Origin of the sequence: Streptomyces sp. NBC_01426 (assembly GCF_036231985.1) — a bacterium.
Classification (GTDB): domain Bacteria; phylum Actinomycetota; class Actinomycetes; order Streptomycetales; family Streptomycetaceae; genus Streptomyces.
Genome location: NZ_CP109500.1, coordinates 5,447,898 through 5,459,407, shown reverse-complemented (window position 1 = coordinate 5,459,407; position 11,510 = coordinate 5,447,898). Strand labels below are relative to the sequence as shown.

Sequence of the window (11,510 nt, the reverse complement as noted above, 5' to 3'; positions counted from 1 at the left end):
CCGGCAGTGGATGCGGGCCCATCCGCTCGCCACCGACGCCGTGCTCGCGCTCGGGGCGCTCGTCTCCATGGTCGTCGGATCCTTCGCCGATCCCCACGGGCCGCACGGGCCCACCTTCGGCACCCGCACCCCCGACCCGTTCTCGCTCCTGCTGATGCTGCTGGGCGCCACCGCCCTCGTGTTCCGGCGCCGGCACACCCGCGCCGTGCTCGCCGTGACCTGCGCGCTGGCCCTGCTGGAACTGGCCACCGGCGAGCCCCGGGCGCCCGTCGTGATGTGCGCGGTGATCGCCCTGTACACGCTGGCCGCCCGCACCGACCGGCCCACCACGTGGCGGATCGGGCTGCTCACCATGACGGGGCTGACCGGTGTCGCCATGCTGGCGGGACCACTGCCCTGGTACGCGCAGGAGAACCTCGGGATCTTCGCCTGGACCGGCATGGCCGCCGCCGCCGGGGACGCCGTGCGCAGTCGACGGGCCTTCATCGACGCCATCCGGGAACGGGCCGAGCGTGCCGAGCGGACCCGTGAGGAGGAGGCCAGGCGCCGGGTCGCCGAGGAGCGGTTGCGGATCGCCCGGGACCTGCACGACGTGGTCGCCCACCACATCGCCCTGGTCAACGTGCAGGCGGGGGTGGCCGCCCATGTGATGGACAAGCGCCCCGACCAGGCCAAGGAGGCGCTGGCCCACGTACGGGACGCCAGCCGCTCGGCGCTGAACGAGCTGCGCGCCACGGTCGGGCTGCTGCGCCAGTCCGGCGACCCGGAGGCGCCGACCGAGCCCGCGCCGGGGCTGGCCGTGCTGGACGAACTGACGGACACCTTCCGGCACGCCGGGCTGCCGGTCGAGGTCATCGTGCAGTTGGGGCGGGACGCGTCCGCGCTGCCGGCCGCCGTGGACCTGGCCGCGTACCGGGTGATCCAGGAGGCGCTGACCAACGTGCGCAAGCACGCGGGACCGGGGGCCAGCGCCGAGGTCAGCGTGGTCCGGGTCGGCGCCTCGGTGGAGGTGACCGTCCTCGACGACGGGGGCACCTCCGCCGACCCGGCCCCGGAACCGGCCGATCCGGGTGGCGGCCACGGGCTGCTGGGGATGCGCGAGCGGGCCGGCGCGCTGGGCGGGTCCTGCTTCGCGGGCCCCCGGTACGGCGGCGGGTACCGGGTGCACGCCATCCTGCCCGTGTCCTAGCTCCCTCAGGGGGTGCCGGAGCGGGGGCAGACCCTGCGCCAGGTGCCCAGCTCGTACTTCTTCTGGAGCGAGCTGAGCTTCGCCTCCTGCGAGCGGGCGCACCAGTCGCCCACCCGGCCCTCGTACTCGACGTGGAAGACGGCCTTGCCCGCGTCGGTGAACGGCGCGTACCGGTCGCACTCGTCGTGTTCCATGCACTGCTCGTTGACCGCGAAGTCGAAGTTCCCGACGAGTTGGGGGATCTGGTCCAGGTCGTTCTTCAGGCCGACCGACAGGCCCCGGTCGTGGGCGAGCCGGGCGATCAGCCGGTTGTACCTCAGCTGGTCGTCGCCGGTGAGCGGGAAGCCGGAGGTGTTGGCGTAGCCGTCCATGTTGTCGGGCTCCACCGCGTCGAAGCCCTTCTGGCGGCACATGTCGACGCGCTTGGCCATCAGCGGTTCCAGCTCCTTGAGGCGCCGGATGTCCAACCAGCGTTCTCCCTCCCAGCCGTTGCCCTTGCCGAGCATCGGCTTCGGGAAGTCGTCGGCGTCCGGGCGGAAGTCCTCCCAGGCCCCGGTGGAGAGGTAACAGATCGTCTTGCGTCCGGCCTTCTTCAGGTCGGCGACCTGCTCCTTGGTCGTGGTGAACCCGTCGACGTCGTACACGGCCGCCTTCACCGAGGTGTCGAGCCTGCCCGAGAGCTGCCACTGCCAGCTGACCCCCGGCTCGGGCTGCCAGCGTTGCCCCGGCGCAGGGTCGGGCGAGACGTCGTCCGGCTCGGGCACGGTGGTGCACGCGGCGAGCAGCAGCAGCGGGACGAGGACCGGCAGGGACCACCGCGGCGGACGGCGGTTCACGCGGTGGCCTCCAGGGCGTGCGGGAGGGTGCCCCACGGGTGCGCGCCGGTCCCGGGGACGGCGCAGTGCACGGCGGCCCCCCGTTCCCGGGCGAGTTCGGCGGTGGGCGCCCCCGGCGGGACGGCGTACACCAGGTGGCAGAACCGTCCCGCGGGGTGGTCGGCGGTCCAGGCGGGCACGGCCTCCGCGTCGCGGTAGGCGTCCCAGGGCCCCTCGAAGGTGACCAGCAGGTCGGCGAGTTCGGCGTATCCGGGGTGCGGGTGGACGCCGTGGTTCAGGACGACCGTGCGGGCGCCCGCGGCCCGCGCGGCGACCCCGAGCCGACCGTAGTGGGCCAGGAGTTCGGGGTCGGCGGAGGCCTGGTCGAGGAAGGCCCCGTCGGTGTCGTACCAGTCGCGGTGGCGCAACAGGTCCTGGACGACGGCCGCGTGCGGGCGCCGCCCGTAGTCGGTGTCGGCGTAGCCCAGGACGGGCACCCCGGCTTCGCGCAGGCGCGCGGCGACGGCGGCGAACCGTTCGTCGGGGGCGTCGCCCGGCCCGCTGTCGGGGTTGAGCACCACCGAGTGCAGGCGGCCCGCGGAGCGGATCAGCAGCTCCCAGGCCTCGGGCTGGTCGGCGGGGTGCTCGTAGAGGGGCACCAGCAGCATGTGGTCCTTCTTCATGTCCGTCGGGTACGGGGCACGTGCGTCAGCGGTGGGCCGTGGCCCGCCCCAGGAACAGGCAGACCATGGTGGCCAGGGCGGCGGCCGCCGTGGCCGCCACGACCAGTTGGACCAGCCGCGGCTGCCCGGTCCCCAGGAGCAGGGCCAGGCTCTGGGCGACGGCGGCCGAGGCGCAGACCACCGCGGCGGGGCGGACCGCACCGAACGACTGGAGCAGCAGCCCGGTCCACATCACGGCGCCGAGCAGCAGCAGCGTCGCGACGCGCAGGCCGGTCGGTGCGGGGGCTCCGGGCCACAACAGGGTCCCGACGACGCCCAGGGCGAGCAGCACCACCAGGTAGGAGGCGAGGCACCGGGTCAGCGTGCCGAGCATCCGGTGTCGGAACGCCCGGGGCGAGCGGGCGGCCCGCAGCCCGGCGAGGCTGCCGCTGCGGAACCGGTGGAGCAGCCATTCGGCGGGGCCCATGCTGAGGGTGAGGGCCACCGCGGAGGGCGCGGCGACGGCCTCGGCGGGTCCTCCGGCCAGCACCTCGCCGAGGGCGGCGTACAGCACGAGCAGGCCGGTGCCGAGGCCGAACACCCCGTACGGCACGGAGTCCCCGAGCCGGGGTCCGTGCGGCCGGTACTCCTCCTCGGCCCCGCGCAGCATCCGCCAGCGCACCGGTCCCTCCCCCGGGCCGCGCCGGGACCAGCCCCGGACGCGGCGCACCGTGGCCCGCACGCCCTCGGCCAGCGGGAGTTCCCGGACGGCGAGGGCGCAGGCGGCCAGCAGCGACACCACGAGCAGGGTGACGCGCACGGGTACGGGCAGGTCCACGAAGAGGGACAGCACCGCGCCCGCGGCCATCGGCGCGAGCGCGGCGATCAGCATCCGCTCCCGGCCGAGGACCAGCAGGACGGTGGCGGCGCCGACGTACAGGGCCTGCCCGGCGGCGAACGCGTACGAGAACGGCGGCCCGCCGGGCACCGCCAGCGCGGCGGCGGTGCCCAGCAGCGCCCCGGCGGGGGCCCCGGCGAGCAGGGTCCGCCCGGCGGCGGCCCGGTCGCCGAGGCCGAGCCAGGAGTAGGCCCGGTGGGACAGGGTCTGGTCCCAGACCCACCCGATCAGTGCCCCGGCGAGCAGGGTCAGCGTCCCGGCGGGCAGCCCCAGCCGGTCCTGGGGACCCTCCAGCAGGGGTGCGCCGAGCAGGTAGGCCAGGCCGGGCAGGGCGAAGATCACCCCGCGGAGCAGGCAGGCGGTGAGGGAGACCTTCCACGGGTCGGGGGCGCCCTCGGGCTCCGGGAAGGAGCGGGGCACCCGGGCGTACAGCTCCTCGGCGAGCGCGAAGGAGTCGTGGCGGCCGTAGGTGAGCCGGATGTACTCGTCGGTCATCCCGTCGGATTCCAGGATGGCCGCTATCTCGTCGGGGTGGACGGCGGCGGCGATGAACACGTCGAGCCGCCGGGCGAGTTCGTCCATCGGGTCGGCGGCCGGGGGGACCGTCCGCCGGGGTCGCGGGACGGCGGGCAGCGTGTTGCCGCCCGGGACCTTCAGCCAGAGGGAACCGCTCACCACAGGCTCCCGTCGGCGGCGAGCTCCTTGTACCAGGGGTCCGCGAGCCGCTGGGTCCAGTCGTCGCCCGGGTGGACGGGCAGCAGGGGCTGTCCGGCGAGTTCCCGGTAGATGTGCCGGAAGCCGTCGACGGACTGGTGGAGGGTGAACTTCTCGACCACCCGCTTGCGCGACATCCGGCCGAGTTCGGCCCGCCGTTCGTCGTCGCGGAGCAGGGCGAGGGTGGCGCGGGCCATGGTCTCGGGCTCGCGGGGCGGGACGACGAGCCCGGTGTCCCCGACGGCCTCGCGCACGCCTCCCACGTCGGTGGAAACGGTGGTGCGGCCGCAGGACATGGCTTCGATGATGCTGAAGGGGAAGCCCTCGCTGATGGAGGAGAGCATCACGACGCTGCCGGCGGCGTAGGCCTTGGCGACCTGGTCGATCCGGCCCTCGTAGGTGATGCCGTCGCTGACGCCGAGTTCGGCGGCGAGCTTCTCCAGGCGGAGCTTGTAGTCCTCGCAGCCGGCCGGGACCGGCCCGAAGAGGCGCAGCCGCAGGGCGGGCAGCTCCTCGCGCATGAACGCGTAGGCGCGGACGAGGGTTTCGAGGTCCTTGATCGGGTCGATGCGCCCGCACCAGCTGAGGGTGGGCACCTCGGGTTCGGGGCCGGCCTCGGGGAAGGCGTGTGGGTCGACGCCGTTGTAGACGGTGCGGATCCGGTCGGAGGCGGCTCCGCCGCGCTCCTCCCACCGCCGGTTGTACTGGTTGCAGGGGGTGATCAGGTCGGCCTGCCGGTAGCCCTCGGTGTTGAGCTCGCGGTAGAAGCCGAGCATCAGCGCCTTGACCGGCCAGCGCTGTTCGGCGGTGCGGTAGCCCAGGTAGCGCTCGCGCAGGTAGATGCCGTGCTCGGTGAGGAGGAAGGGCACCTGGTCGAGGTATTTGGCGGCGAGGGCCGGAAGGGTGGCGAGGCCGCTGCTGACGGCGTGGGCGACGCTGTCGGGCGGGATCCGCACGGAGAGCGGGCGCAGCGCGTGTTCCAGCAGGTCGGTGGCGGTGAGCGCGTCGTGGATGGTGGGCGCGGCCTCGGCGGTGACCAGGCCGGGGCGGGTCCAGACGGTCATCAGCAGGCGCAGCACGGACTCGGAGCGCAGGGCCGGCGCGAGCTTGCCGGCCCTCGCCAGCAGGGCCAGTTCGCGCAGGGACTGCGAGAATCCGCCGTGTCGCGGGTCGAGCATGGAGAGCAGGAACGTCTCGTACGTCTCGGTGAAACCTCGAAGGGCCCTGCCGCGCAGTGTCGACCGCATGCGCCGGGCCGACGCAGGCCCCCAGAGCGGTACGGCGGTGTGCCGGTAGACGTTGCGCGGCAGTTCCCAGGTGACCGGCTCGCGTCCGGAGCCGGTCAGGGCTATGACGTTGAAGTCGACCTCCGGCATGCCGCGGACCAGTTGGTCGCACCAGGTGCTGACGCCTCCGTGGACGTGTGGATAGGTGCCTTCGGTGAGCATGGTGACATGACGCCCATGGCTCATGCGGTGTGTCCCCCCAGGACGGAAAAGGGGCCGGCGCCCGTGGTTCGCGGAGCGCCGGCGCTGGGTGATGCGGGTGCGCGTGCGGTGGAACGACCGGCCTGACGGAGGCCGGGGGGAGGTCAGAGCAGCTTCAGCGTGACCGCGGACTGGAGCAGCTCCGGGCCGGTCCATGCCGAGCGGGTGCCGGCGTACGCGGTGCCGAAGTCGGCGGTGCCGAGCAGCAGCTGCTTCTTCGTCCCGTTGGGCGCGGTGATCGGGGCGACCACTCCGGAGGGCGCCTTGACGGTGACGTCCTTGCCGATGCGGTAGGCGGTGACCTGGTTGTTCGCGATCGCCTTGTCCCAGGCGGCGCGACGGGTCATCTCGACGCCGGTGTCCTTCATGGTCTGGTTCACGATGGGCGCGCTGGGCGCGTACAGCATGCGGTAGGTGTCGAGGACCTGGTTGAGCACCGGGTACAGGGTGCGGTCCTCGGCCAGGTTGGACTGGTGGACGTAGTGCGGCCGGGGGTCGTTGGCCAGCACGTGGCGCAGGGCGGTACGGGCCTCCTGCGGGACGATGTAGTCCGTGTAGCCGGTGTTGACGTCGAGCGGGGCCGGCAGACAGGTGGAGGTCGCCGGGTTGTCCTCGCAGGCGCCGCTGCCGCCGTCGGCACGACTGGTGTAGATCCAGTTGTACTCGTCGGCCATCTCCGCGTTGGTGCCCGTGTTGTAGTACACGTTCATCGGGTGGCGCGGGACGGTCAGGGCGGCGCCGACCGCGCGCTGCGCCGGCTCGCGGGAGTTGTCGCTGCCCGCCCACTTGACCCCGTTGTCGGCGAGCGCGCCCGCCAGGTTGGGGTTGTCCACGGGCTGCTGCGGGGCCGTCTTGAGGCCGGAGTGCTCGCCGGTGACGAGCTCGGTGCGGTCGGTGGTGATGCCCTTGGCGGCCGCCCAGTTGTTGTTGTCGCGGATCTGCGCCGAGATCTCGGCGCGGCTCATGTACTGGATCGCGCCCTGGGCGTTCTTCTTGCAGGTCCAGGGGGAGGTGGTGGTGTCCTGCACGCAGCCGAGGAACGGGTGCGTGTACGTGTGGTTCATCCAGCGGTACTTGGCCCGGTCCGCCACCAGTTGGGCGGTCATCGCGTCGACGCCGCCGTGTTCGGCCTTCCACTCCTCGCCCGCGCCCGCGTTGAAGAGCATGTCGAGCTTGAAGTTCTTGGAGGTCTGCCACTGCGCCGCGTACTGGGCGTCCGCGGCGGTCATCCGGATGGTGCTCTCCTGGCCCTCGCCGCCCGCGCAGGCGTAGTCGCCGGGCGTGCAGTCGAGCTCCTTGCTCCAGCGGGCGTCCGGGGCGAAGACGTCGTCGACGTGGACCGCGAAGTAGTTGCGCTCCTGACCGAGGTGGACGCCCTGGGTGAGCCATTCGACGATGCCCCGGGCCAACAGCCGGAACTGCTGCTGGTACTGGTTGTAGCCGAAGGTGACGACCAGTTCGCTGCGCCCGTCGTGGGCGTACTCGCCGACGAGCGAGGCGCGGCCGGAGCCGACGGGCGCGTCGAGGTAGCTGGTGTAGCCGGTGCGCGGCTTGCCCATGAACCCGTAGCTCTCGGGTACCAGCGGCGAGTTGTCCTCGAAGGTGACCTGACCGCCGAGGTAGCCGAAGGGGCCCGTCTTGCCGGCGGCGGTGACGGCGGCCTGGGTGCCGTCGAGGGTGCCGCTGTAGCCGCCGTTGTCGGTGTACTCCAGTCCGACGCCCGGGTGCGACCAGGTGTAGGCGTCGACCTGGCGGATCCCGTACGTCGTCTCGTAGGCGGCGAGCGCCGTCATCTCGGCCGAACCCGCGCCGAAGGGATTCTCGTTGGGCAGCACCACCCCCTGGAACTTGGCGCGCGGACGGCCGTCGACCGTGTCGCTCAGGTAGGCGGCGTTGATCACCGGGCGGCCTGCGCTGCCCAGGTCCACGCGGGTGTACGGAACTCCGGTGTCGCGGAGTTCGGCGGTGATCGCCTCGACCGAGCTGCCGCCGTCGTCGACGACCAGCACCCTGAGGTCGATGCGCGGTGTCGCGGCGGCCGCCTCGGCGGACGCCGCGGGTACTGCCACGGACATCAGGGTCGCTGCGGCCATCGCCGCGGCGACCCTGTTCATCCGGTTCTTGTTGACCATTTCGGCCTTCCCCCCGCAGGCCTCCCGACGACTTCGGCCGCATGGCGTTCGGCCGCGCCGGGGAGGCTCTGTGGAAATCATGCAAAGGGACCCCGCGTCCCCTTGCGAGAGCGGCATCACTCTCTCGGACCTCGTCAGGTCTAAAGGGCAAACCTGGAACAGAGACCACAGATGGGTGAACCTGTCGGCGTCCTGATCGAACAACTTGCCAAACCTTCGAGTGACGTACGGACGAGTACGTCGGCGTAGGCTCGTTTCCGGCGGCCGTCGAGCCGGAATACGATCGCTGCGGAGCGGCCGGCGACCCCGACGCGACCGCAGCGCCCACACACACAAACGGAAGCGAGACTTCACCACCGTGACTGCTCTGACTCTCAGCACTGCCGGCGCCGCGACGTTGCGCGCCGACGCCCTCGTGGTCGGCGTGGCGAAGGGCGCCAAGGGCCCCGTGGTCGCCGCAGGCGCCGAGGCCGTGGACAAGGCGTTCGACGGAAAGCTCGCCTCCGTGCTGGACGCGCTCGGCGCCTCGGGCGCGGAAGGCGAGATCACCAAGCTGCCCGCGCCGTCCGGCCTCAAGGTCCCGGTCGTCCTCGCGGTCGGTCTGGGCTCCGTACCCGAGCAGGACGAGTCCTACGACGAGGAGGCGCTGCGCCGCGCCGCCGGCTCCGCCGCCCGCGCCCTGCACGGCGTCAAGAAGGCGGCCTTCGCGCTTCCCCTCGACGACGCCTCCGCCGTCACCGCGGTCGCCGAGGGCGCGCTGCTCGGCGCGTACGCCTTCACCGTCTACCAGGGCGGCGAGAAGAAAGCCGCCAAGGGCGAGGGCCCCAAGCAGCCCCTCGCCGAGGTCGCCCTGCTCGGCGCCAAGCCGCGCGACAAGGAGCACAAGGCCGCGGCCGAGCGCGCCATCGTCGTCGCGACCGAGGTCAACATCGCGCGCGACCTGATCAACACCCCGCCGAACGACCTCACCCCCGAGGCCTTCGCCGCCGTCGCGTCCGCGGCCGCGAAGGAGAACGGCATCAAGGTCCAGGTGCTGGACGAGAAGGCGCTCGTCAAGGGTGGCTACGGCGGCATCATGGGCGTCGGCAAGGGCTCCGAGAACCCGCCGCGCCTGGTGAAGCTCACCTACACCCACTCCAAGGCGGAGAAGACCCTCGCCTTCGTCGGCAAGGGCATCACCTACGACTCGGGCGGCATCTCCCTGAAGCCGGCCGGCCACAACGAGACGATGAAGTGCGACATGGCCGGCGCCGCCGCCGTGTTCGCCGCCGTCGTCGCGGCCGCCAAGCTGGGCCTCCAGGTCAACGTCACCGGCTGGCTCGCGCTCGCCGAGAACATGCCGTCCGGCTCCGCCACCAAGCCCGGCGACGTGCTGCGCATGTACAGCGGCAAGACCGTCGAGGTCCTCAACACCGACGCCGAGGGCCGGCTGGTCCTGGGCGACGCGCTGACCAGGGCCTCCGAGGAGAACCCGGACGCGATCGTCGACGTCGCCACCCTGACCGGCGCCATGGTGCTGGCCCTGGGCGACCGGACCTTCGGCGTGATGGCCAACGACGACGCCTTCCGCACCTCGATCCACGAGATCGCCGAGGAGGTCGGCGAGGCGTCCTGGCCGATGCCGCTCCCCGCGGACCTGCGCAAGACCATGGACTCCCCCACCGCCGACATCGCCAACATGGGTGTCCGCATGGGCGGCGGCCTGGTGGCCGGCCTCTTCCTCCAGGAGTTCGTCGGCGAGGGCATCACCTGGGCCCACCTCGACATCGCGGGCCCCGCCTTCCACGAGGGCGCTCCGTACGGCTACACCCCCAAGGGCGGCACCGGCTCCGCCGTGCGCACCCTGGTGCGGCTGGCCGAGCGCACCGCCACGGGCGACCTGGGCTGACACGACCGGCGATCCGTCTCGCCGGGTGGGCCGCGAACGTGCCCCGCGACCCCCGTCGGGGTCGCGGGGCACGTTCGCTCTCGACGAAACCTCGAAGATCAGTAGGTTTCTACGCAGTGGTAACCCCCGGTTCGGGCAGAACGACGGTCCAGAGCCGGGGCCCGGCGTCCCGCGTTCCCCCGACAAATGCGAAGATGGGTTCTCGGCAGGACAGGGCCCCCACCACAGGGCCGAAGAAACAAGCGGCCGATTACCAGCCGCCGCCCCGGTCACAGAGGACCGGTGCCCGGCGCACATGCATGGAGGACGTGACGTGGCGAACGACGCCAGCACCGTTTTCGACCTAGTGATCCTCGGCGGTGGCAGTGGCGGTTACGCCGCGGCGCTGCGCGCATCCCAGCTGGGTCTCGACGTTGCGCTGATCGAGAAGAACAAGCTCGGCGGCACCTGCCTGCACAACGGCTGCATCCCCACGAAGGCACTGCTGCACGCCGGTGAGATCGCGGACCAGGCGCGCGAAGCCGCCCAGTTCGGTGTCAAGGCCTCCTTCGAGGGCATCGACATCGCGGGTGTGCACAAGTACAAGGACGACGTCATCTCGGGCCTGTACAAGGGTCTCCAGGGTCTCGTCGCCTCGCGCAAGGTGACCTACATCGAGGGTGAGGGCCGCCTCTCCTCGCCGACCTCCGTCGACGTCGACGGCCGCACCATCCAGGGCCGCCACGTCCTGCTGGCGACCGGCTCCGTGCCGAAGTCGCTGCCGGGCCTGGACATCGACGGAAACCGCATCATCTCCTCGGACCACGCGCTCGTCCTGGACCGCGTGCCCGAGTCCGCGATCATCCTGGGCGGCGGCGTCATCGGCGTCGAGTTCGCCTCGGCGTGGAAGTCCTTCGGCACCGACGTCACCGTCATCGAGGGCCTCAAGCACCTCGTGCCGGTCGAGGACGAGAACAGCTCCAAGCTTCTTGAGCGCGCGTTCCGCAAGCGCGGCATCAAGTTCAACCTCGGCACCTTCTTCGAGAAGGCCGAGTACACCGAGAACGGTGTCCGCGTCACCCTCGCCGACGGCAAGACCTTCGAGGCGGAGGTGCTGCTGGTCGCGATCGGCCGCGGCCCGGTCTCGCAGGGTCTGGGTTACGAGGAGCAGGGCGTCGCGATGGACCGCGGCTACGTCCTGGTCGACGAGTACATGCAGACCAACGTGCCGAGCATCTCGGCCGTCGGTGACCTCGTCCCGACCCTGCAGCTCGCACACGTCGGCTTCGCCGAGGGCATCCTCGTCGCCGAGCGTCTGGCCGGCCTCAAGGCCGTCCCGATCGACTACGACGGTGTGCCGCGCGTCACGTACTGCCACCCCGAGGTCGCCTCCGTCGGCATCACCGAGGCCAAGGCCAAGGAGATCTACGGGGCCGACAAGGTCGTGGCCCTGAAGTACAACCTGGCGGGCAACGGCAAGAGCAAGATCCTCAAGACTGCGGGCGAGATCAAGCTCGTCCAGGTCAAGGATGGTGCCGTGGTCGGCGTCCACATGGTCGGTGACCGGATGGGCGAGCAGGTCGGCGAAGCCCAGTTGATCTACAACTGGGAAGCTCTGCCGGCCGAGGTCGCGCAGCTCATCCACGCGCACCCGACCCAGAACGAAGCGCTCGGCGAGGCCCACCTGGCCCTTGCCGGCAAGCCGCTTCACTCCCACGACTAATCGTCACGGGCGCGACGACCACT

Annotated in this window: 8 protein-coding genes; 3 read left to right on the top strand and 5 right to left on the bottom strand. The window is 71.8% G+C overall.

Annotated features, from left to right (window positions below):
• Positions 1-10 precede the first annotated feature (10 nt).
• Positions 11-1,189: a sensor histidine kinase gene (locus OG906_RS24220; protein WP_329448118.1), complete on the top strand. Its 1,179-nt coding sequence runs from the start codon at positions 11-13 to the stop codon at positions 1,187-1,189.
• A 5-nt stretch (positions 1,190-1,194) separates the two neighbouring features.
• Here OG906_RS24220 and OG906_RS24215 read toward each other — a convergent pair whose 3' ends face one another.
• The 5 genes from OG906_RS24215 to OG906_RS24195 form a co-directional block, all read right to left on the bottom strand.
• Positions 1,195-2,025 carry an endo alpha-1,4 polygalactosaminidase gene (locus tag OG906_RS24215; protein WP_267798601.1) on the bottom strand — a complete coding sequence of 277 codons (831 nt, stop codon included), beginning with the start codon at positions 2,023-2,025 and terminating at the stop codon, positions 1,195-1,197.
• Positions 2,022-2,687: a spherulation-specific family 4 protein gene (locus OG906_RS24210; RefSeq protein WP_329445726.1), complete on the bottom strand. Its 666-nt coding sequence runs from the start codon at positions 2,685-2,687 to the stop codon at positions 2,022-2,024. Before OG906_RS24210 ends, OG906_RS24215 begins: the two co-directional genes overlap by 4 nt.
• A 25-nt stretch (positions 2,688-2,712) precedes the next feature.
• Entirely contained in the window at positions 2,713-4,239 is a 1,527-nt protein-coding gene (locus OG906_RS24205) for a hypothetical protein (protein WP_329445725.1), read from the bottom strand.
• Positions 4,236-5,750 (bottom strand): GT4 family glycosyltransferase PelF, encoded by a 1,515-nt coding sequence (gene pelF / locus OG906_RS24200; RefSeq protein WP_329445724.1) that lies wholly within the window; start codon positions 5,748-5,750, stop codon positions 4,236-4,238. The genes OG906_RS24205 and pelF overlap by 4 nt, the downstream gene beginning before the upstream one ends.
• Before the next feature lie 119 nt (positions 5,751-5,869).
• Complete coding sequence (locus tag OG906_RS24195; protein WP_329445722.1) at positions 5,870-7,897, bottom strand: hypothetical protein; 2,028 nt, start codon at positions 7,895-7,897, stop codon at positions 5,870-5,872.
• Between the two features lie 358 nt (positions 7,898-8,255).
• Between OG906_RS24195 and OG906_RS24190 the strand changes: the two genes are divergently transcribed.
• Positions 8,256-9,785 carry a leucyl aminopeptidase gene (locus OG906_RS24190; protein WP_329445720.1) on the top strand — a complete coding sequence of 510 codons (1,530 nt, stop codon included), beginning with the start codon at positions 8,256-8,258 and terminating at the stop codon, positions 9,783-9,785.
• A 313-nt stretch (positions 9,786-10,098) separates the two neighbouring features.
• Positions 10,099-11,487, top strand: coding sequence for a dihydrolipoyl dehydrogenase (gene lpdA, locus OG906_RS24185; RefSeq protein ID WP_053676093.1), 1,389 nt, complete (start codon positions 10,099-10,101; stop codon positions 11,485-11,487).
• Positions 11,488-11,510 lie beyond the last annotated feature (23 nt).